The organism is Streptomyces sp. NPDC007917, from assembly GCF_042959105.1.
GTDB lineage: Bacteria > Actinomycetota > Actinomycetes > Streptomycetales > Streptomycetaceae > Streptomyces.
On the sequence record NZ_JBIBKK010000011.1, the window covers coordinates 304776 to 326111 of the forward strand.

A 21336-nucleotide genomic window follows, 5' to 3' on the forward strand; every position below is an offset into this window, starting at 1 on the left:
ATGGCGGGGGTGCCCGGCGGGACGGACGGAGAGGGGGAGAGATGCGTACGATCTGGCTCAGCGGGCCCGAATGGCTCGCCGTGCTGCGCATCGGGCTCGGCCTGTGGTGGCTGGAGAGCTGGCGCCACAAGGACAAGAAGGCCTGGCTGGAACGGAACACCGGCATCACCTGGGCGGCCGGGGTCGCCGCCAAACACCGGTGGGCGTTCGTACGCGGTGGATTCGACGCCGCCGTCGGGTCCCGCCCCAAGCTCATGGCGTATGTCGTCCTCTACGCCGAACTGGCCATCGGCCTCGGCCTGGTCCTGGGCTTCCTCACCCCGATCGCCCTGGTCGGCGGCGCGCTGCTGAACCTGCTCTACTTCGTGCTCATGATCCACGACTGGGCCGAGCAGGGGCAGAACTCCATGATGGTGCTCATCTCGCTGGTCGGCCTCTTCGGCATGAGCTGGCAGGCCTGGGCGCTGGACGAGGCGTGGGGCCTGTTCCTGTGAGCGCGCGCCCCGCGGGCGCGCCCCGCTTCGACCTGCCGGAGACCGACGCCTTCACCCGCCCCTACTGGGACGCGGCCGCGCAGGGGCAGCTGCTGATCCGCCGCTGCACGGACTGCGGCCGAGCCCACCACTACCCGCGTGAGTTCTGTCCCCGGTGCTGGAGCGAGAACGTCGTCTGGGAGCGGGCGAGCGGCCGCGCGACCCTCTACACCTGGTCCGTGGTGCACCGCAACGACCTCCCGCCGTTCGGCGCCCGTGTCCCCTATACCGCCGCTGTCGTCGAACTGGCCGAGGGCCCGCGGATGATGACCGAACTGGTCGGATGCGCCGGTCCTGATCTGCGCGTGGGGATGGACCTGTGCGTCGCCTTTCGCGCCCTGGATGGGGGCGCCCTGGGCGGGGAGGCCCTGGGCGGGGACGCCCCGGCCCCAGGGGCCTCGCCCGAGGGTGCCCCGGCGATCCCCGTCTTCCGCCCCGCCTCTCACGGCCACAGCAGCTCGCGCCGCCACCCTCCGCCCCCGCCCCCGTCCCCGCCCTCGGGCGCGCGGCGGTAGCGCAGCCGTACGTGCCGGCGGTGCTCCTCCTCCTGGTAGAACTCCACCTCGTCGGCGACCAGTACGTACAGCGTCCAGCTCGGCGCCGTCGCGTCCGGCTCCCGGGCGACGCGTTCCCGCGCCGCCTCGAAGGCCCGCTCCAGCTCCTCGGACGAGCCCAGGACCTCGCTCTGCCGCCCGGCCCCGGCCAGCGCGGCCGTCAGCGCCGCCGGTGAGCGCCCGCGCAGATCCGCCGCGCTCTCCTCGGGGCCGGCCGCCGTGACCCGCCCGCCGATCCGCACCTGCCGGCCCACCGCGGTCCAGTGGAACCCCAGCGCCGCGTACGGACGCGCGGCCAGTTCCCGGCCCTTGCGGCTGGTGCGGTGCGTGCCGAAGTGCCAGCCGTGCGCGTCGGCGTCGTGCAGCATCACCGTACGCACGGACGGGCGGCCGTCCGCGTCGGCGGTGGCCAGCGTCATGGTGTGCGGGCCCGGCACGCCCGCCTCGGCGGCCTCGCGCAGCCACCGCCGGAAGAGCGGAAGCGGGTCCTCGGGCGCCGTCGTCGGGTCGAAGGCGGGCAGCTCGCCGCCGTCACGCACGCGCAGTCCGCGCAGCAGCGCGCGGAATTCCTCGGCGGCTTCCTCGGCGGCTTTCTCGGCGGCCTCGTTGTCGGTTCCACCCATCGGGCTCCCTGCCTCCTCGTCCGTTCCCGAGGAGCAGGGTGACACGGGGCGGGGCGAGGAGCGCGCGGCGGCCCGCGCGCCCTCAGTCGCGTCCGAGCACCACCGTCCCCGACGAGCAGAACCAGCCACCCGTCCCCGACGCCACGGCCAGCTCCGGCAGCCGCCCGCCCGCCTTGCGCACCTGCCGCTCACCCGCCTCGCCGCGCAGCTGCCGCACGGCCTCCACCAGCAGGAACAGCCCGCGCATCCCGGGATGGCAGGCGGAGAGCCCACCGCCGTCCGTGTTCGTCGGCAGGTCGCCCGTAAGCCGCAGCCGCCCCTTGCTCGCGAACGCCCCGCCCTCGCCCTTCGCGCAGAAGCCCAGATCCTCCAGGGTCACCAGCGTCATATAGGTGAACGCGTCATAGAGCTCGGCCACATCGATGTCCGACGGCCGCACCCCGGCCCGCTCGAAGGCCTGCCGCCCGGAGGCCGCGGCGGGCGAGACGGTGAAGTCGTCCCACTCCGACATGGTGGTGTGGGAGATCGCGGTGCCCGAACCCAGCACCCACACCGGGGGCTTCGCCGTGTCCGGTACGTACTCCTCGCCCGCGAGCAGCACGGCGCAGCCGCCGTCGGAGCGGATGCAGCAGTGCAGCTTGGTGAAGGGATCGGCGATCATCGGGCCGCTCAGCACCTCGTCCACCGTGATCGGGGTGCGAAACATCGCGTCCGGGTTGTGCGCGGCGTTGGCGCGGGTCTGAACGGCGATGTCCGCGAGTTGTTCGAGGGTCGTGCCGTACTGGTGCATATGGCGGCGCGCGGCCATCGCGTACTTGGCGACCAGGGTGTGGCCGTACGGGACCTCGAACTGGAGCGGTCCGCGCGCCCCGAAGGAGAGGTTGGAGGTGCGGCGGCCCGCGCGGATGTCGGCGCGGGCGGTGGAGCCGTAGACCAGGAGGACGGCGCGTGCGTGGCCCGCGGCGATCGCGTCCGCCGCGTGGGCCGCCATGACCTCCCAGGTGGAGCCGCCGACGGACGTCGAGTCGGTCCAGGTGGGGCGCAGCCCCAGATACTCGGCCACCTCGACCGGGGCCAGCGTGCCGAGCCCGGCCGAGGCGAGGCCGTCGACGGCCGACCGGTCGAGGCCGGAGTCGGCGAGGGCGCGGCGGGCGGCCTGGGCGTGGAGGGCGTAGGGGGTCGCGCTGTCGACGCGGCCGCAGTCGGAGAGGGAGACGCCGACGACGGCGACCTTGCGGGCGCGCTTGCGCTTCGCTGCGGGCATGAATCTGACGGTACATCAGGTAAATGGCCGCCGGGACAGGGCGGGGTGGCGGGAGGGGGAACGTGACGGGGTTGCGGCGGTTTACAAGGGAGGCCGTGTGTAGGGGTGGGAAAGTGCTCACCGCGTCCCTAATATGACGGTCCGTCAGGAGCGGAGGTGCTTGACGATGGACGCCGCGTTCACCGATGAACAGGTCGAGATCCGCCGTACGCTGCGCAGACTGCTGCGGGAGCGGTGCGGCCCCGACGAGGTCAAGGCGGCGGTCCGCACCGCGCCGGGCCACGACGGAACGCTGTGGCGGCTGCTCGCGCGGCAGCTCGGGCTGCCCGGTCTGGCCCTGTCCCGGGAGGCCGGGGGCGTCGGCTGCGGGCCCACCGAGCTGGCCCTCGCCTGCGAGGAGACCGGGCGCGCGCTGCTCCCCTCCCCGCTGACGGCCACCGCGGTGCTCGCCGCGCCCCTCGTCGACCGGCTCGGGACGGGCGCGCAGCGCGCCGAGCTGCTGCCGCGCATCGCCGACGGCGGGCTCACGGCGTCGCTCGCCGTGCCCGGCGGTGAGCTGACCAGGGCGCTCGGCCTCACGGGCGGGGACGACGGCGGCGCCTGGGCGGGCGGCGGGCGCGCGGGGGGCGTCCAGGCGCGGGAGACCGGGGGCAGCGGTGGCGGCGGGGGCAGCGATGGCAGCGGGGCCGGCGGGGGCGGCGCGGGATGGCGGCTCTACGGGCAGGTCGACCAGGTCCTCGACGGGCACAGCGCGGGGCTGCTGCTCGTCGCCGCCCGCACGGGCGGCTATACGCGCGGTCGGACGCTGCTCTTCCTCGTCCGGGCCGGGGCGCCCGGTCTGTCCCGGACGAGGCTGACCGCGCTGGACGAGACGCGGCCGCAGGGCCGGATCGAGCTGCGGGACGTACCGGCCGAGCTGCTGGGCGAGCAGGGGGCGCGGGGCGCGGAGGCGGTGGGCGCGCTGGCGCGGCTGGGCGCGCCCGCGGCGGCGGCGCTCGCCGCCGAGGCGGTGGGTGCGGCGGACGCGGCGCTGGAGCGGACGGTGGAGTATGTGCGGACGCGGGTGCAGTTCGGCCGGCCGATCGGGTCGTTCCAGGCGGTCAAGCACCGGCTTGCGGAGGTGTATGTGAAGGTCGAGGCGGCACGGTCGGCGGCGTACTACGCGGCGTGGGCCGTGGGGCGGCCCACGGCGGCGAGCGGGCCCGGGGCGGGCCCAGGTGCCGGGGCGGACCCAGGCGCGGGGGCGGGCCCGGGTGCCGAGGCCGCCGAGGCGTCCGTCGCGAGCGGTCTGGCGCTCGCGCAGGCGTTGGAGGCGCAGCGCACGGCCGCGGGGGAGGCGGTACAGCTGCACGGCGGCACCGGCTTCACCTGGGAGCACGACGCGCACCTCTTCTTCAAGCGGGCCGCCTCGGACGACCTGCTCTTCGGCCCGGTGCACAGGCTGCGGGCGCGCGCGGCCGAGCGGGAAGGGCTGTTCGCCGAGCCGGATGCGGCGAGCGCGGGCGGGAGCACGAGCGGGAGCGCGGGCGCGGGCGCGGGCGCGGGCGCGAGCGCCGGCGGGTACCGGGCGCGGAAGGCGGTGGCGGTGTGATGGCGCCGCCCGCGACGCGGACGGGCTTGGGAGTCCGGCTGATCCAGAAGGTGTCGTCGGGCCGGGCCTTCGCGAAGGTCGCACCGCACCTCATCCCGGCGCTCGACCGTGCCGTGCACCGGCTGACGCGCGGCAAGGTGCTGCCCAGTGCCCGGATGCTGCCCGGCGTGATCCTCACGACGACGGGCGCGAGGAGCGGCCTGCCGCGCCGCACCCCGCTGGCCTGCATGCCGGAGGACGGCGGCACCTGGCTGCTGATCGGCAGCAACTTCGGCCGGCCGGGCCACCCGGCGTGGACCGCGAACCTGCTCGCCCACCCGGACGCCGAGATCAGCTGGAAGGGCCGGGACATCGCGGTCCGGGCGCGGCTGCTGACGGGTGAGGAGCGGGAGGCGGCCTGGGCGGCGGCGCTCCGCTTCTGGCCGCCGTACGCGACGTACCAGGCGCGGGTGGAGCGCCGGATCCGGCTGTTCCGCGTGACGCCGGCGCGGGACGGGGACGGGGGCGGATCCGACGGCGCGTAGGGCGGTCGGTGGCGCGAGCGGAGAAGACCAGCGCGCGGGCCGTCTCAAGACGGCCCGCGCTGCGGTGTGGCGCAGCGCGGACCCGAGGAGCGGGCCCAAGGAGCTGTGCGGGCCGTCGTAGGGCCGGTGGGTCGGGGGTTCGCCGTGGGGGGTGACAGGACGTGCGGGACCCCGGAGCCGACCGGCCCGCGCTGGTGGGCGAGCGATGACGGGCCCGAAGGGTCGGGGCCCGGGCGCTCATGACGCCGGCGCGACGCGGTGCGGGTGACTCGCCCTACTTGGGCGGCTTCCTGCCCGTGATGCCGAGGTGGATCAGAAGCGTCAGGGCGGGCCGGAGCTCGGCCTGCTTGACGCCCCAGCTCTGGAAGCCCTTCTGATGGGCGGCGACCGCGGCCAGCATCGCGACGATCGAGCCCGCGACGGCCGCCGGACTGACGTCTTTGTCGTACCGGCCCTTCGACTGGAGCTCCTTGACGGCTTCGGTCAGGGAATTGGTCACGGAGTTGAGGATCTTCATGCGGATCTTGTAGAACCGCTTGTCCCCCTCCGCCGCGCCAAGATCGACAACTCGCAGAATGGCGTCGTGTTTGCGCCAGAAGGAGAGGAAGCCCTCGACGAGCTCTTCCGCGGCCTGCGCCCCGGACTTTCCGGCCCAGGAGCGCCCGGCGACCAGGTCGGTCAGGCCCGCGCCCTCCTTCGCCATCTCCTCCGCGATCTCGAGGACGGCGCCCTCGACGTCGGGGAAGTACTGGTAGAACGTCGCGGGCGAGGTGCCGGCCTTGCGGGCGACATCGATGACCTTGACGTCTCGGTACGGGGATGAGCTGAGCATCTCACTGAGGCAGTCGAGCAGCTTCTGCCGCGTCGCCTGCCCGCGGCGACCGGCGACCCGCCCGTCGACGGTGCGTACTTGTCCTGTCATGACGTCAGCTTACCGAGGGGTGATCGAAGCGCGATTCGGCTGCGTGCAAATGGGGTCCGTGCTCGGCACGGGACTCCTGAGGCCGTGCTGATCAGGGACAACGCGTCATTGAGCGCCGTCTGGGCGGCTTCTCGCCCGGCCGTCGACGGCTAACCCGTTCGCATGAATCATATTATCAACAGCCTGTGGATAACTTCGGTGGACAGAGCGATGGCGGCGCGGCCCGAGAGGGCGGTGGGCGACCGGCGGGCGGCCTGAAATAGACCATCGGGGTACGTCCGGGTCAGGCCCCGCGCCCGCGTATCGAATCGGTCCTTCCCGGCGAGAAACCATTAGCGTGGCAAATGACGCAAAAGTGTTGTTGTGTGGCACAGAGGGGTATGCACGCGGGAGGACCGGAGCCATGGCCGCATTCACGGAAGGCGTGCCTTGCTGGGTGGACGCGATGCTCCCCGACCTGGAGGCGGGCAAGCGCTTCTACGGCGAGCTGTTCGGCTGGACCTTCGGGGCGGGCGAGCCGCGCTACGGCCACTACACCCAGGCGTTCCACGGCGGGCGGAACGTCGCCGCCCTCGTCCCCAAGCCGGACGGCCGGTTGCCCACCGTCTGGAACATCCACCTCGCCGCCCAGGACGCCGCCGCGGTCGCCGCGCGCGTCCGCGCCGCCGGCGGCCATGTGATCGCCGGGCCCGCGCCGGTCGGGGACTTCGGCGTCATGGTGACGGCCGTGGACCCCGGGGGCGCGGTCTTCGGCGTCTGGCAGGCGGGCAGCCACCCCGGCTTCGAGGAGCACGGCACCCCCGGTTCGTACGGCTGGACCGAGCTCCGTACCCGGGACCCGGAGCGCGTGGACGCCTTTTACCGGTCGGTCTTCGGGTACGGGACGGTGCGGCCGGGGAAGGAAACGGTGCGGCCGGGGAAGGAAGAAGAGTCGGGCGGGCGATCGGGCGAGGAGAAGGAGCCGAGTGGGGAGCCGGAGGGGGACGGGCGGCGGCGGGAGGCCGATGTCGTGTTCTGGACGCCGCGCGGGAGGCCCGCGGAACCGGGGCACGCGATCGGCGCCCGGACGGTCATGGGCGCCAGATTTCCGGTCGAAATGCCCGCGCACTTCCTCACCTACTTCGTGGTAGCGAATTGTGACGAAGTCGCGCGGACGGCGCGCGCGCTCGGCGGGCGCCTGCTCAATGACCCCGAAGATACGCCGTACGGGCGTTTCGCGGTGCTTGCGGACAATCAGGGCGCGCACTTCGCCGTCATCGACCCCTCGGCGGAGGGCGCTTCGCGCACGGAAAGCGGAGCGTAGCGGGGCCGGGAGCCCGGCGTACGGCAAAGTGGAGGTCGGACGGGCGCCGCCGGATGACACGACGAAATCGCCCCCGGGTTCGCAACCGCCGCCTTCGCCAGAGAGAATGCAGGTTGCGTGCCGCCGGTTGGTTTGTCGGTGAGACGCTGCAGCGGGGCTGTATTTTTTCAAGCCCCACGGGGAGGTGGCAGGCAAGTGGTGGAGCAGCTGACGCAGCACGATCCGAGGCGTATCGGCCCGTTCGAGGTGCTCGGCCGGCTCGGCGCGGGCGGCATGGGGCTGGTCTATCTGGCCCGCTCGGCGTCCGGCCGGCGGGTCGCGATCAAGACGGTGCGGACCGAGCTCGCCGAGGACCAGCTGTTCCGTGTCCGCTTCACCCGCGAGGTGGAGGCGGCGCGCGCGGTCAGCGGCTTCTACACGGCCGCCGTCGTGGACGCCGATCCGCGTGCCGCGGTGCCGTGGCTGGCCACCGCGTACGTACCGGCCCCCTCCCTCGAGGAAATAGTCAATGAGTGCGGGCCGATGCCGGCCCAGGCGGTGCGCTGGCTGGCGGCCGGGGTCGCCGAGGCGCTGCAGTCCATCCACGGCGCGGGCCTGGTCCACCGGGATCTGAAGCCGTCGAACGTGCTGGTCGTCGAGGACGGCCCGCGGGTGATCGACTTCGGTATCGCGTCCGGGGTCTCGAACACCCGGCTGACGATGACCAACGTGGCCGTGGGCACCCCGGCCTACATGTCGCCCGAGCAGGCGCGTGACTCGCGCAGTGTGACGGGCGCGAGCGACATCTTCTCGCTCGGCTCGACGCTGACCTTCGCGGCGACCGGCCACGCCCCGTTCCACGGCGCGAACCCGGTCGAGACCGTGTTCATGCTGCTGCGCGAGGGCCCGGATCTGACCGGCCTGCCGGACGAGCTGCGGCCGCTCATCGAGTCCTGTATGCAGATGGAGCCCGAGCGCAGGCCCACCCCGGCCGATCTGCAGTCGCAGCTCGCCCCCCATCTGTTCGCCTCCAACGCCGAGGACAGCGGTACGGCCTCGGCCTGGCTGCCGGCCGGCGCGGTGGCGCTGATCGAGCGCAAGCGCAACGGGCGGAACCAGATCGCGCGCCCCGCGCGGGGCGCGGACGGCCGCCACGGCGGCGACGGCGCGAGCGGTGGCGGCAGGAGCCGGCCGTCGGCGCCGCTGCCGCCTGAGCGCCCTTCGACGCCCGGGCCGGGGTACGAGCCCGCGCACGGAGCGGGTACGGGGCGCGGCCGGCACAGCGCGCCCGCCGGCGCCTCCGGCTGGGAGCCCATGCCCGCGGGCGACCCGCGCGGCGGGCTGCGCACCGACATGGGGAACCAGCCGCACCCGCCAAGCCCTCCGGGCCCGCTGAGCGCCATCGGCCCCGGGCGCCACGCCGCGCCCGCGGCGGCGGCCCCGACGGGCTCAGCGGCCGCGCCGCCCGCCGTCCAGGGCCCCACCGGCCCCGGCGTGGCCGCCGGTCCGCCGGGCGCGTCAGGCCCGACGGGTCCGCCCGGCCCGACGGGTCCGCCCGGTCCGACGGGCCCGGCGCCCGCCGGGGCCGACGCCTCGGTCCGCCTGCCCGGCTCCCAGGTGCCCATCGGCCCGGGCCGCCGGGCCACCGACGGGCGCGAGCCGCAGCCGCAGCACGAGACGGGCCCCGCCACCGGCTGGGTGCGGCCGCCGAGCGGCCTGACCGGCGCGGGGAACGGAGGCGAGGGCGGCCTCGTGACGGGCGCGGTTCCGCCGCCGTCGTCCCCGCCCACCTCCGCCCCCTCCCCGGACGCCTCCGAGGCCCCCGGCGGGGGCGGGGCGCACGGCCGCTGGCGCCCCTGGCGGTTCCGTATGTCGAACGACGTGTGGGGCACCCCGGCCGTCGCGGGCGATCTGCTGTACGTGACGTCCTTCGAGGTCCACGCCCTCGACGTGGCCACGGGGCGGCGGCAGTTCAAGACCCGCGACGTGGCCTGGGCCATGGCCGTCTCGAACGGCCGGATTCACGCCTCGGACGGCCCGACGCTGTACGCGCTGGACGCGGAGGACGGCGCCGAGCGGTGGCGGCTGTCCACGGACGGCTGGGTCTACTCCCTCAAGGTCGACCGTGGCACGGTGGTGACCGGCACGCGCGGCGGCGGCGTCCAGGCCTGGGAGGCCGCGAACGGCGAGCTGCTGTGGGAGATGCAGGGCGCTCAGACCGACTTCGAGACGCCCGAGTCGGGGCCGGCCGTCCACGACGGCACGGTCTTCGTCTGGGCGGACGCGCGGCTGCGCGCCCTGGAGGCGCGTACGGGCGTGGAGCGCTGGTCGTACCCGATCGGCGACGCGGCGTCCTGCGGCGGGGTCCCGGTCCGGCTGCTGGCGGCCCCTGACGGGTCCGTGTACGTGGCGGCGGGCACACGCGTGCTGGCGATCGACATCGAGCGCGGCGAGGTGCGGTGGCGCTTCGAGGCGCCCGCCGTCTTCCTGTGCGCCCCCGCGTACGCGCCGGGGCCCGCGGTGACGGGCGGCGGCGTGTACATCGCCGACTACCTCGGCACGGTCTACGCGCTGGACGCGGCGAACGGCCGCGACCGCTGGCGGATCGCCACCGAGGCGCGCCAGTCGAGCGAGCCGGTGCTGGTGGCGGACGGTTCGGTGCACCTGGGCAGCGGCTCCGCGCTCTACACGCTGGACGCGGTCACCGGCACGCCCAAGTGGCGCTTCGCGGCGGGCGGCGAGGTCATCGGCTCCCCGGTCGTCGCGGACGGCCGGGTCCACTTCGGCTCGGCCGACCACTGCCTCTACACGGTGGACGCGGCGGGCGGACAGCTGCGGTGGAAGCTCGCGACGGGCGGCGAGATCACGGGCTCGCCGGTGGCCGCGGGCGGTGTGGTGTACGCGTGCAGCAAGGACCGCTGTGTCTACGCGCTGGACGCGGTCAAGGGCACCGGCCAGTCGCGGGCGTCGGCGCGCCAGGGGTAGCCCGCCGGATCTCCGCCGGATCTCCGGAGGGCATCTGGCGGGCATCCGACGGGCAGTCAATCGTGTACCTGACAGGGACTGCTACGGTGGCGGGCGCTGCCCGGCCCCGGTGGGACCGGGAAGGTCGACGCGGAATCGGGGGCTGAACACATGATGCGGCGTGGTCTGCGGCTGACGGCCGTACTCGCGGTGGTGCTGGTGGCGCTGACCGGGTTCAAGGGCCGGGGAGGGCACGGGGGGCGGCACGGCTCGGGCGGCGGAGGCGGCTGCTCCAGCTCCAACTCCCACCACTCCAGCTCCAGTTCCGGTTCGGGTTCCGGCGGCTACTCCGACTCCGATGACTCCAACTCCACCTCGGGTTCCGGCGGCTACCGCTACGACGACCGATACGACAGCAACGACTCCTCGTCGAGCAGTGGTTCGTCGTCCGGCTCCTCCTCCAAGCCGGGGGAGCTCGCGCCGACCGCGACCGTCGTCAAGTGCGCCGGCAAGGACAAGAACGGTGAGCCGGCCGCGACCGTGAAGGTGGGCAACCAGACCAACAAGTCCCAGTCGTACGTGGTCATGATGGACTTCCGCGACAAGGACTCGAAGGTGACCTCGGGCAGCGCCTATGTGCGCCTCTCCGCGAAGCAGACGAAGAACGTGAAGGTTCTTCTGAATGATCCTGAGGTTGTGGGAACCGTAGTGACGTGTGAGGTCGTCTCCGTCGACTGAACGGGCCGGGCCGGTCCAGCGCTCTTCCTGAAGTGACTTTGGGGTAGGAAGCCCCACTGCCTAGGGTGGCGTGTACTCGTCAACAGCCGAGACCGGCCTGAATGCGTCTTTCCAACGGGGGTAATCCATGCATCGCCGCTCCATGCGTCTTGTCGCCGTCGCCGCGATCGGTCTGCTGGCACTGACCGGCTGCGGTAAGAAGGGCAGGCACAGCAGCGGGTCCGGCGGCTTCGTCTCCGGCGGCAGCGGCGGCGACGCGCCGCTGTCCGACCCCAGCGGCCTGCCGACCGATGTGCCCACGGACCTCCCGTCGTTCACGCCCTCGGACGTGCCGTCGTACACCCCCTCCGACCTGCCGTCGTACACCCCGTCGCCCTCCTACAGCTACTCCCGGCCGCCCACCTACAACTCGGACGGCACGAACGACGTCTCCGCCAGCGACTGCGACTACGACGAGTCCACCCACTCGTTCCAGTACACCCTCACGGTCCGCAACCCCGAGACGCAGACCATGCGTTACGGGATCAGCGTCACATGGAGCGACGAGTACACGACCAACCGGCTCGGCAGCGACTACGAGTCCGTCACGGTGTCGGCCGGCAGCAGCCAGACGGTCACGTCCACCTCCTACCGCTATCTCACCGAGCAGACGTCCTTCACCTGCAAGGTGGACTCGGTGCTCAAGTACCCGAGCTGAGGCGTACCCCGGCCGGCGCCCCTCGGCCGGCGCCCCTCGGCCGGCGCCCCTCGGCCGGCGCCGCCCCTCACCGCGTACGGAATCACCGCGTACGGAATCACCGCGTACGGAACCCCGGCGTCCGGGCCGCGAAGAGCCCGGCCTGGCGCTCCGGCGGCAGATTCCCCAGCGCGACCAGCTGCGGGGCGTGCGCCAGCGCCTGGCTCAACGCCGCCTCCTTGGCCGCCCACACCGCCCGTACCGTCCCCTGCACCGCCGCTGACGGATACGACGCGATGACGGCGGCCGCGCGCAGGGCGGCGGCGACCGGGTCGGCGCCGGCCGGGGTCACCTCGCTGACCAGGCCGATCTCATGGGCCCGCCGCGCCGTGAGGCGTTCCGCGGTGCCCATCAGCGCCATCCGCGCGACCTCCCCCACGGGCATGCGCTGCGCCATGTAGACCGCCTCGTAGGCGCTGACCATGCCGTAGCTGGTGTGCGGGTCGAAGAACGTGGCGTGCTCCGCGGCGACGATGAACTCCGCCTCGCCCAGCAGGTAGAACGCCCCGCCGCAGGCCATTCCGCCGACCGCGGCGACGACCGGCTTCCACAGGTCGTTCGCCTTGGGCCCGATGGTCAGCAGCGGATCGTCGAGCGAGTACGGCGACGAGGGCTGGTCCACCCGCACCGCGCGGTCGAGGCCGGTGCAGAAGGCCCGGTCGCCCGCGCCGGTGAGGACCACGGCCCGCACCGACTCGTCCATCCGGAAGCCCCGCCAGACGGCCGCCAGCTCCGCGGCCGTCTCCAGGTCGATGGCGTTGTGCCGCTCGGGCCGGTCGAGCGTGACGACCGCGACGCCGCCGTCCTCGATCCGCGTGCGCACCGTCATGGCCGCTCCAGGACCCAGCGCACCACCGTGACACCGCCCGCGGGCCGGTGGAAGACCGCCCGCACCGGGGCGTTGATCCGTATCCGTGCCGGGTCGACCGAGTCGAGGGCGGCGTCGACGGCGGCGACCAGATTGCCCACCAGCCGGATCCGCGGGGCGTCCACGAGCTCGACGAGGATCACGTTGTACGGCGCCTGCGCGGCGTACGCGGGCAGCAGCGGCGGATGCGGTACGACGTACGACCAGATCCGGCCACGGCCACTGGTCCGTATCCACTCGCTCTCGAAGGACTGGCAGTGCGGACAGCAGGGGCGGGGCGGGAAGCGGGGCTCGCCGCAGCCGGCGCAGGTCTGGACGCGCAGTTCGCCGCGCGCCGCGTAGGTGAAGAAGGGCGCCCCGTCCTCGTCGGGCACGGGCGCGAGAAGTCCGTCAGCGGTCTGTGTCATCTCCTTGATCAACTCCTCAGTTCCTCAGCAGCAGGGCCGAGGTGGGCACCCCCTCGCCCGCCGTGACCAGGCAGGTCGCGGCGTCCGGCACCTGTGCGGTGCTGGTTCCGCGCAGCTGTCTGACCCCCTCGGTGATGAGGTTGAAGCCGTGCACATACGCCTCGCTGAGGCCGCCCCCGCCGGTGTTGAGCGGCAGCCGCCCGCCGATCTCCAGCGCGCCGCCCTCGGTGAAGGCGGCCCCCTCGCCGCGCGCGCAGAAGCCGTAGCCCTCCAGCGACAGCGGGATCAGGGGGGTGAAGGCGTCGTAGATCTGCGCCACGTCCACGTCCTGCGGCCCGAAGTCGGCCGACTTCCACAGCTGGCGGGCGGCGGTCCAGGCGGGCCCGGTGAGCGGGTCGTCGTTCCAGTAGTTGACCATCCCGTGGTGCTGGGCGGGCAGCCCCTGGGCCGTGGAGTGGACGTACACGGGCGGGCGCCGGCAGTCGCGGGCCCGCTCGGCGGAGACGACCACGCAGGCCAGCGCGCCGTCGGTCTCCAGGCAGTTGTCGAACAGGCACAGCGGCTCGCTGATCCAGCGGGCCGTCATGTACATCTCCCGGGTCAGCGGCCGTTCGTACATCACCGCGGCCGGGTTCTGGTTGGCCCGGTTGCGGCAGGCCAGCGCGACGTTGAAGAAGTGGTCGCGGGTGGCGCCGTACTCGTGCATATAGCGGCGGGCCAGCAGGCCGATCTCGTCGGCGGGCCGCAGCAGCCCGTACGGCCGGGTCCACTGCGCGGGGGTCGGCAGCTGGACGCGGGTGTTCGTCCACGGGCGCGGGCCGCTGCCGCGCTTGCGCGAGCGCCAGGCCACCCCGACGTTCGCCTGGCCGGTGGCGATCGCGGCGGCCAGGTGCGCGACGGTCGCGCAGGAGCCGCCGCCGCCGTAGCCGACCTTGCTGAAGAAGGTCACGTCCCCGGCGCCGATGGCCTTGGCGACCTCGACCTCGTCCGTCTCCTCCATGGTGTACGAGGCGAAGGCGTCCACCTCGGAGGGGGCGAGACCCGCGTCGTCGAGCGCGGCGAGGATCGCCCGGCAGGCCAGGGTCTTCTCGGACTCGGGGAGGCGTTTGGCGAACGGGGTCTGGCCGATGCCGGCTATCGCAGTCGCGTCTTTGAGGGTCGCCCCCATCGCCACCTCCGTGGTCGCGGTCATCGGCGCATCGGTGCTGACAGCGGGGAAGGCTACCGCTAATCTGACGTACCGTCAGCTACGCGGAGTGGGATTGCGGGAGGTGACCCGATGCGCGAGACCATCCCGGCGCTGGTACGGGCGGCGGCGGAGCGTTACGGCGGCACGGAGGCGGTCGTCGAGGGCCGCACCCGGATCTCGTACGCGGAGCTCGGCGAGCGGGTGGAGCGGGCCGCGGCGGCCTGCCTCGCCTCGGGCGTCGAGGCGGGCGACCGGATCGCGATCTGGGCGCCCAACACCCTCGACTGGATCGTGGCGGCGCTGGGCGCGGTCACGGCGGGCGGGGTGCTCGTCCCCGTCAACACCCGCTTCAAGGGCGCGGAGGCGGCGTACGTCCTGCGGCGCACCCGCGCCACCCACCTCTTCGTCACCGGCACCTTCCTCGGCACCTCGTACGTCGCCTCGCTGCGCCGGGCCGCGGGGGAGGGGCCGGGCCGCGGCCCGCTGCCCGGTCTGCCGTATCTGCGTGAGGTGGTCGTCCTGGCCGACGACGCCCCCGCCGACTTCAGCGCCTGGAAGGACTTCCTGGCGGCAGGCGAGCGCGTCCCGTCCGAGGCGGTACGCGCCCGAGCGGCCGCCGTACGCCCCGGCCACCCCTCCGACATCACCTTCACCTCGGGCACCACCGGCGACCCCAAGGGCGTCGTGATCACCCACGCCCAGACGGTGCGCGTCTACACCACCTGGAGCGAGGTCACCGGCCTTGAGGAGGGCGACCGCTACCTCATCGTCAACCCGTTCTTCCACACCTTCGGCTACAAGGCGGGCATCATCGCCTGTCTGATACGCGGCGCGACGATGGTCCCGCAGCCCGTCTTCAACGTGGACACCGCCCTCGCCAACATCGCGGCCGAGCGCATCACCGTCCTCCCCGGCCCGCCCACCCTCCACCAGTCCCTCCTCGACCACCCGGCCCGCGCCGGGCACGACCTGTCCAGCCTCCGCCTCGTCGTCACGGGCGCCGCCGTCGTCCCCCTGGAACTGGTCGAACGGCTCCGCTCCGAACTCCGCGTCGCCACCGTCCTGACCGCCTACGGCCTCAGCGAGGCCTCCGGCACCGTCACCATGTGCCGCCGCGGCGACCCGCCCGAGACCGTCTCCGCCACCTCCGGCCGCGCCATCCCCGACACCGAGGTCAAGGTCGCCCGCGCCGGCGGCGCCGAACTCCCCCCGGGCCGGCCGGGCGAGATCTGGGTCCGCGGCTACCACATCACCGCCGGCTACTTCGAGGACCCCGTCGCCACAGCCCGGGCCATCACCCCGGACGGCTGGCTGCGCACGGGCGACGTCGGCGTCATGGACGCCGACGGCAATCTGCGGATCACCGACCGCATCAAGGACATGTTCGTCGTGGGCGGCTTCAACGCGTACCCGGCGGAGATCGAGCAGCTGATCGCCCGCCACCCCGATATCGCCGACGTCGCGGTCATCGGCGTCCCGGACCCGCGCCTTGGCGAGGTGGGGAAGGCGTACGCGGTGCGGCGGGCGGGGGCGACGCTGACGGCGGACGACCTGATCGCCTGGTCACGGCGGGAGATGGCCAACTACAAGGTGCCCAGGCAGGTGGAGTTCCTGGCGGAGCTGCCGCGGAACGCGAGCGGGAAGGTGCTCAAGACGCGGCTGCGCTCGCGGTAGCGGTGACCGGGAAGCGCCTTGAACCGCGTGACCGGGCCGTCGTTAGCGGGACGTTAGCGAGGCGCCAGCGGAGCGCGGAAAGCTCATAGCCGTACCGAGCAGGACCGGCTTCGAGTCGGCCGGCCGCCGACCTTCCGGGGGAGCCCACCATGAACGCCACCGCCTTCCGCCGCACCCGCGCCGTCCGTACCACGGTCGCCACGGTGGTCGCCGCATCCGCCCTGGCCCTGACCGCGGCCATCAGCAACGACGACGCCTCCGCCGCCTCGACTCCGCGCAAGGCCGACACCTCGGTCACCGACACCAAGCCGGCCATCAAGGCCGACTCCACCGACTCGGGCACGAGCGCGCGCTAGCGCGCGCATGGACGGTCCGGCGCCTAATGCGGGTTGAGCGCCCCGCCCGCGAGCACCTTCCAGATTCCTGCCGCGGCCGCCAGCTGGGCAACGAGGTAGGCGAGCTGTACGGAGAGCGCTCGCATCTGGTAGATCGAGAGCAGAAGGCTGAACCGGGTCGGCCAGAGTTGTCTCTCGCTGCTGAAAGTCGCCGCATCCATCGCGATGCTCGTCAGCGTCAGGACGATGAGCATGAGCGATGCGCTGAGGATCGCGTTGCCCAGCTCCGTGTCGGTGATGCGGTTGACCACGCCGCCCACGCCGATGGGAATGGCGTAGGCGACCGTCAGGCTCAACGCGCGCGCCGGGCCGCGGCGACCCGGCAGCATGCGCCACAGAGCACCCAGGACGAGTCCCGCGCCGGCCCATGCGATCTGCCAGGTGAGGAACCTCGCCACGATCTCGGGCAGCGCCGTGGAGTTGGCGTTCGTCTGCATGAGTTGCTTGGCACCTTTGAGGTATGTGGCCCACACGATGGCGCCACTGGCCGGAATCCCGAAGAGGAACGCCAGGCGTGCCGCATGCCGTGCGTTGTCCCACCAGCTGTCATACGGTCCCCAGCTCAGGGCCACGTCCATGACGGACACCTGGTCGGGCAGACAGTCGCGGTCGCATCCGGCGGGCCGCCAATGGCGCAGCCGGCGCAGTCGGACCTCCAGCTTCTCCCTGGTGGCGCCCTTCTCCGCATGGCCCTGGTCCACCAGGCGCAGCTGGCTGTGCAGATTGCGGTACTGGTGGGCCTTCTCCAGCATGTCGCCACGGCCTTGCGCGGTCCCCAACGCCTGGGTGAGAAAGTCTCCTCCTGCCTGACTCAGCACGGACCATCGTCGGCCGAACGCCCGTACGGCATAGAGAGCGGCGATGTTCAGCAGGAGCCAGACGACGAGCAGCAGGGAGGAGCCCGCGAAGAGCGACTGCCTGGTCGCCACGACAATGGCGAAGACAAGCGAGGTCAGCCGCATGTCGTTTTGGGAAGGCCCCAGGGAGACCTGCTCCGAGGAGAGGTCGGCCTTGTGCTGCGCGGCCTTCGCGCGGGCATTCAGCAGGGCCACGAGGGCGATGTCCGTCAGCACCCATGTGTAGGCGTAGGCCCACTGAAGCCCGGTCGGTCCGAAGCTCACCAGAGTGTCCCGGAGATACTGGGCGTGTTCGGAGCTGTACCTGTGGACGTGCTCGGAACTGAGCCAGGTGGCACGTCGCCAATTGATCTCGGCGGACCGCCAGTACGAGACCAGCATCAGCACCGCGACCACGCCCAGAAGCGCGCCGGCGACTCCCAGGCAGCGTCCGGGCGCCCTGTTCGAGACGTTCCTCCAGGATCTGGGGAGCAACCCGCCTTCCCCGGCGAACCGCCATGCCCAGGCCGCCATCGCGGCCAGCCACCCCCACACCATGACCAGCTGAAGAACCATCCGCCCGGCGGCACCGGAGTCGGGCGGAGCCATGTGCGCGGGCAGCTGGAAGCGTTGGGGGATCACCACCATCAGCAGTCCGAGCACGGCCACCGCTGCCGAGGTCAGGATCATGCTATGGGCCGGCGTCCACCTGCGCCGGGCAGGATTGTCCGGCTCGGCCTGTGGAGCATCGGACGACGTGATGGCACCCCAGGGGCGGGCGCCGACGATGAGGGCCAGACTTGCCGCGATGCCAAGGAAGGTCTGCCACAGGGTGAATGAGCGGAGTTTCGGCGAGAGCAGTGCGAGAGTCAGGCCAAGTCCAGCGCTGAGCCCGGCCCACCACAGCAAGGCCGCAGGCGTCGGGAGGTCGCTAACTTCCCTGCCGGCCTCGCGCGTCCACCACCGTGGCCGTCGCCCGTGGGGCCGCGACGGCTCGGGTGGGGTGGCCGGGCGCGGCTGGGGGCACCGCAAGCCCGTCGTCCTGGGCGCCCTGGGACCCATTCCCACCGCGCGGGCCAGCCGCCCGGGCAGCTGCCGGCACCACACCAGCCATCTCGGCCGGACCGACGAGCGCGTGCGGGTATGGAGCACCGCCAGCGCGAACACCGCCGAGCCGCACACCCACCACAGGCCGATGCCCAGTCGGCTCCAGAAGGGCCGATTGGCGCTTTCCAGCGCGAACGAAGCGTGCCAGGGCGGTGCCAGGCCGACCGACACATCCGGCCGCTGCCGGCCTTTCCAAGCCCGATATTTCTCGTTTACGAGCGACGCCTTTTGTTTTTCGTTGCGAACGCTGAGACCGCCCGGCCTGATTTCGATGTTTGTCCATCGCGCTTTCTTCAGCGTTTCCGGCAGCTTCTTCTGCGGCAGGGTGACCTGCCAGACATCTTTTCCTTTGCGGACTTCGATTTGCCAGGGCCCGATCCAGGTCGTCCCGAATTTACTGATCCAGGCATACGCCTCGTAGTGCACCGTCACCCAGTGTCCCTTGGCTTTTACCCTAGGGGGATCGAGACGCCATTCCTCCGGCCGAGGGGACGGAAACCCCTCATTTCCGCGCAGCAGACAGCGCATCGCCCGCCGGTAGTTGTCGGATTCATCGCTCAGCGTCAGCAAATCCGCGAGGCGCCACGCCATGGGCACCTTGACCTTGGTGATCGCATGTGCCTGGACGAACGTCTGCCGGTGATGGGTGAACTGGATGATGGCATCGACGCTGGGTTTTCCGATGGAACCCGCATCGCAACCCTTATGGGCAGTTGCCTGCGCCTCTGTCGGCCACCATGCCCACCACCCCACCACCACGATCAACCGCGCCAGCCAGCGCCACCACCGGATTGCCATCATCCTCCACTCCTACTCATGAGGGGAGGAGCGGAGACGGCAGACGCGCAGCAGGGGGCCGATGTTCAACCCTGTTGGTCGCGCCCCGGACGGACCGCCCCGGATTGCGGGACCCGGTCCGGCGGCTTACGATCTTTTGGGGCCGCACAGGCCGATCCGTAATCCGTAGCTGATCCGTAATCCGTAGGAGAGGGCTATGGTCGATAAAAGGGCGACCAAACAGAGGCCGGCGCTTCCCCGATTCGAGGACGCCGAAGGATTGGGCCCACGGGACGCCGAATTCGTACGGGACCTGATCGCGGTACTGAAGAAACACGGAAACATCGACCGCTTCGGCCTGTGCCTGCTGCACGACCATTTTCCGCTCGAAGCGGACGAGGTTCTGGTCGAGACGAACAACCCGCAGGCCCGGACACTGAACACCCACGTGGAGAAGGCGGACCGGACGAGGCACATCAAACCCTCGCAGTGGCGGTTCCTGCCGGATGTCCGCCATACGCGTGCGGCGGAGTTCGAGGGGCAGCCCTACCAGGCGATCCTGCAGTGTGACGTGGTCAGTCTGTGTCCAGGCCGTGAGCGATGACGGGCGGCGCGCGCCAGGGGTGACCGCGGCGGGGCCGCCCATCGTGGGTTGGGCCGTCAGAGACGGCCGGTACGCACCCCGCTCACGAAGGCGGCCCACGCGGCGGGGGGTATGAGGAGGGCGGGCCTCGTGGTGTCCTTTGAGTCGCGGACGCCGACGGTGGTGGTCAGGTTTGCGACCTCGACGCAGGTCCCTCCCTGCTGGCCGCTGTAGGACGACTTGAACCAGGCGTCTTCCGGTGCCGCATCGACGGTGCTTGTGCGTGATGGCATAGCTAGTCCAACTCCCGTGCTAGTTGTTCAAGGAAACGAATGGTCTCCGCTGGCGCCAGGGCTCCCTCGCGCATGGCGTCGAAGCGTCGATTGTGCTGCCAGACCTCCCGCTCTTTGTCGGTGACGCTGACAGTCGTCGGCAGATCCATTTGGACGACCGACCCCACGTGACCGTCGAAATCCAGAACGATGAAGTTGCCCTCGGCCCGGTAGGTGGCCAGAGACTGCGGCAGGACCTGGACCGTTACGTTGTCGCGCTTGCTCAGCTCGGCAATGGTCTTGTACTGCTCCCGCATCACCTCCGGACTGCCGATGACACGGCGGAGGGCCGACTCGTCGAGGACGACCCGGAGTTCCACGGGGCTGTCCTTGCGGGTGATGATCTGCTGACGCTCCATACGCACCCGCACGTTGTATTCAACGAACTCCGTGGTCGTCTCCTCAACGGGTTTTGCCGTCAGGAACATCGCGCGCGCGTAGTTTTCGGTTTGGAGCAATCCGAAGACGAGCTGTGAATGCCACGCACGCATCGCGCGGGCGTCCGCCTCGAGGCCGACCCACATGGGCATTCCGGACGGCATGACGGCTCGGTAGGGGGTCCACCAGTCACTGCTCAGCGACTCTCTGTGGAGCGTCAGCAGGGACTCCCGGTCGTCGATGTCGGTGACGCCGTAGCGGTCGAGCAGCGCCTCCATGTCCTTGACCCGTGGGAGGGCGTTGTGGCCCGTCTCCACCCGGCCGAGCTTGGTTTCCGAGAAGCCAAGTCCCTCGGCGGCCTCATCGATGGTGAGGCCGCACTTCTCTCGTAGGCGTCGGAGTTCTTTCCCGAGCTCCCTGCGCCGGAACGTCGCACCTCGTCGTGCAGCCACCTGTGTGCCCTCCACGTCCCTCTGCTGGCCCTCGGCGCGCTCGTGTGCCGAGTCTGCCATTCCCTGTTCCCCCTCGGACGACCCCTGCTTACGCAGTGGCATGTACCAATTTTAAGACCCGTCGCGGATCGCTTGCACCTTAATTCGCGGATGCGCCAACGTGGTTACGTCAGATATGACGCGGGATGGCCTTTGTGCCATCTCGCTGCGGGCGCGCCTGTTGCGCCGCAACTCCTCACACAGTCAAGGGAGTTACGTGGTCACTGTCATCTCGGAACAACGGCTCATGCGCGTTTTGGCCGCCACTAATCCGAAAAACGTTCGAGAGGAGGAGACGCCGGAGGGTTCCCGCCCGCGCCCCACGCTCAAGGAGCTGGAGCAGCGCGCGGAGGCTCTGGCCAAGGCGATCCGCAAACACCTGGAGCGGGGGAGGCGGCGGTGAGGTCGTTGATCTGCGCGAAGTGCAAGGAGTACACCGCGTTGCGGGAGAAGGCCAAGCAGGACGGGGACTACGGCAAGGCGAGCACGTACGAGATCTTGCGCCGCCGTCATCCTTCCCACGAAGGGCCGAGCCCTACGGCTCGTTGGGGGTTGCCCGCATGAGCCG

General features: G+C 71.8%; 21 protein-coding genes. 12 read left to right on the forward strand and 9 right to left on the reverse strand.

The features are described 5' to 3' along the window. Positions 1–41: 41 nt before the first annotated feature. Together ACFZDL_RS24125 and ACFZDL_RS24130 are read left to right on the forward strand one after the other, a co-directional pair. The gene (locus ACFZDL_RS24125) at positions 42–494 is read left to right on the forward strand and encodes a DoxX family protein (protein ID WP_353592395.1); all 453 of its coding nucleotides are present in this window, start codon (positions 42–44) and stop codon (positions 492–494) included. Beyond that, entirely contained in the window at positions 491–1048 is a 558-nt protein-coding gene (locus ACFZDL_RS24130) for a Zn-ribbon domain-containing OB-fold protein (RefSeq protein WP_353592396.1), read from the forward strand. Before ACFZDL_RS24125 ends, ACFZDL_RS24130 begins: the two co-directional genes overlap by 4 nt. Here the strand turns inward: ACFZDL_RS24130 and ACFZDL_RS24135 are convergent. Beyond that, positions 976–1710, reverse strand: a complete 735-nt coding sequence (locus ACFZDL_RS24135; protein ID WP_353592397.1) for a pyridoxal 5'-phosphate synthase — start codon at positions 1708–1710, stop codon at positions 976–978. The genes ACFZDL_RS24130 and ACFZDL_RS24135 overlap by 73 nt on opposite strands. A gap of 82 nt (positions 1711–1792) precedes the next feature. Then, on the reverse strand, positions 1793–2974 hold the full coding sequence (locus ACFZDL_RS24140; RefSeq protein WP_353592398.1) for an acetyl-CoA acetyltransferase: 1182 nt from the start codon (positions 2972–2974) through the stop codon (positions 1793–1795). Between the two features lie 166 nt (positions 2975–3140). Here ACFZDL_RS24140 and ACFZDL_RS24145 point away from each other — a divergent pair, with 166 nt between their 5' ends. Beyond that, positions 3141–4565 carry an acyl-CoA dehydrogenase family protein gene (locus ACFZDL_RS24145; protein WP_353592399.1) on the forward strand — a complete coding sequence of 475 codons (1425 nt, stop codon included), beginning with the start codon at positions 3141–3143 and terminating at the stop codon, positions 4563–4565. Then, complete coding sequence (locus tag ACFZDL_RS24150) at positions 4565–5089, forward strand: nitroreductase family deazaflavin-dependent oxidoreductase (RefSeq protein ID WP_353592400.1); 525 nt, start codon at positions 4565–4567, stop codon at positions 5087–5089. Before ACFZDL_RS24145 ends, ACFZDL_RS24150 begins: the two co-directional genes overlap by 1 nt. A gap of 274 nt (positions 5090–5363) precedes the next feature. Here the strand turns inward: ACFZDL_RS24150 and ACFZDL_RS24155 are convergent, their stop codons facing one another. Then, positions 5364–6011 carry a TetR family transcriptional regulator gene (locus ACFZDL_RS24155; protein ID WP_353592401.1) on the reverse strand — a complete coding sequence of 216 codons (648 nt, stop codon included), beginning with the start codon at positions 6009–6011 and terminating at the stop codon, positions 5364–5366. Positions 6012–6414: 403 nt separating this feature from the next. On the opposite strand from ACFZDL_RS24155, the gene ACFZDL_RS24160 reads away from it, so the two are divergent. The 4 genes from ACFZDL_RS24160 (at position 6415) to ACFZDL_RS24175 (ending at position 11692) form a co-directional block, all read left to right on the forward strand. Then, positions 6415–7314: a VOC family protein gene (locus ACFZDL_RS24160; protein ID WP_353592402.1), complete on the forward strand. Its 900-nt coding sequence runs from the start codon at positions 6415–6417 to the stop codon at positions 7312–7314. 195 nt (positions 7315–7509) lie between these two features. Beyond that, positions 7510–10278, forward strand: coding sequence for a PQQ-binding-like beta-propeller repeat protein (locus ACFZDL_RS24165; protein WP_353592403.1), 2769 nt, complete (start codon positions 7510–7512; stop codon positions 10276–10278). A 150-nt stretch (positions 10279–10428) separates the two neighbouring features. Further along, on the forward strand, positions 10429–10995 hold the full coding sequence (locus ACFZDL_RS24170; RefSeq protein WP_353592404.1) for a hypothetical protein: 567 nt from the start codon (positions 10429–10431) through the stop codon (positions 10993–10995). Positions 10996–11122: 127 nt separating this feature from the next. Continuing rightward, positions 11123–11692, forward strand: coding sequence for a hypothetical protein (locus tag ACFZDL_RS24175; protein WP_353592405.1), 570 nt, complete (start codon positions 11123–11125; stop codon positions 11690–11692). A 97-nt stretch (positions 11693–11789) separates the two neighbouring features. Here the strand turns inward: ACFZDL_RS24175 and ACFZDL_RS24180 are convergent, their stop codons facing one another. The 3 genes from ACFZDL_RS24180 to ACFZDL_RS24190 are packed head-to-tail and all read right to left on the reverse strand — an operon-like array spanning position 11790 to position 14174. Further along, positions 11790–12560 carry an enoyl-CoA hydratase/isomerase family protein gene (locus ACFZDL_RS24180; protein ID WP_353592406.1) on the reverse strand — a complete coding sequence of 257 codons (771 nt, stop codon included), beginning with the start codon at positions 12558–12560 and terminating at the stop codon, positions 11790–11792. Then, on the reverse strand, positions 12557–13006 hold the full coding sequence (locus ACFZDL_RS24185) for an OB-fold domain-containing protein (protein ID WP_353592407.1): 450 nt from the start codon (positions 13004–13006) through the stop codon (positions 12557–12559). The genes ACFZDL_RS24180 and ACFZDL_RS24185 overlap by 4 nt, the downstream gene beginning before the upstream one ends. Before the next feature lie 16 nt (positions 13007–13022). Then, positions 13023–14174: a lipid-transfer protein gene (locus ACFZDL_RS24190; RefSeq protein WP_353592434.1), complete on the reverse strand. Its 1152-nt coding sequence runs from the start codon at positions 14172–14174 to the stop codon at positions 13023–13025. Between the two features lie 111 nt (positions 14175–14285). Between ACFZDL_RS24190 and ACFZDL_RS24195 the strand changes: the two genes are divergently transcribed. Both ACFZDL_RS24195 and ACFZDL_RS24200 read left to right on the forward strand, forming a co-directional pair. Next, positions 14286–15869, forward strand: a complete 1584-nt coding sequence (locus ACFZDL_RS24195; protein ID WP_353592408.1) for a FadD3 family acyl-CoA ligase — start codon at positions 14286–14288, stop codon at positions 15867–15869. Between the two features lie 149 nt (positions 15870–16018). Beyond that, positions 16019–16225: a hypothetical protein gene (locus tag ACFZDL_RS24200; RefSeq protein WP_353592409.1), complete on the forward strand. Its 207-nt coding sequence runs from the start codon at positions 16019–16021 to the stop codon at positions 16223–16225. Between the two features lie 23 nt (positions 16226–16248). Here the strand turns inward: ACFZDL_RS24200 and ACFZDL_RS24205 are convergent, their stop codons facing one another. After that, positions 16249–19008 carry a DUF6185 family protein gene (locus tag ACFZDL_RS24205; RefSeq protein WP_353592410.1) on the reverse strand — a complete coding sequence of 920 codons (2760 nt, stop codon included), beginning with the start codon at positions 19006–19008 and terminating at the stop codon, positions 16249–16251. Between the two features lie 256 nt (positions 19009–19264). Between ACFZDL_RS24205 and ACFZDL_RS24210 the strand changes: the two genes are divergently transcribed. Further along, a complete protein-coding gene (locus tag ACFZDL_RS24210) occupies positions 19265–19588 on the forward strand; it encodes a hypothetical protein (RefSeq protein ID WP_353592411.1) in 324 nt (107 codons plus the stop codon). Between the two features lie 56 nt (positions 19589–19644). Here ACFZDL_RS24210 and ACFZDL_RS24215 read toward each other — a convergent pair whose 3' ends face one another. Further along, positions 19645–19860 (reverse strand): DUF397 domain-containing protein, encoded by a 216-nt coding sequence (locus tag ACFZDL_RS24215; protein ID WP_353592412.1) that lies wholly within the window; start codon positions 19858–19860, stop codon positions 19645–19647. A gap of 2 nt (positions 19861–19862) precedes the next feature. Next, the gene (locus ACFZDL_RS24220; protein ID WP_353592413.1) at positions 19863–20831 is read right to left on the reverse strand and encodes a helix-turn-helix transcriptional regulator; all 969 of its coding nucleotides are present in this window, start codon (positions 20829–20831) and stop codon (positions 19863–19865) included. Positions 20832–20985: 154 nt separating this feature from the next. On the opposite strand from ACFZDL_RS24220, the gene ACFZDL_RS24225 reads away from it, so the two are divergent. Further along, positions 20986–21171, forward strand: coding sequence for a hypothetical protein (locus ACFZDL_RS24225; RefSeq protein ID WP_353592414.1), 186 nt, complete (start codon positions 20986–20988; stop codon positions 21169–21171). Positions 21172–21336 lie beyond the last annotated feature (165 nt).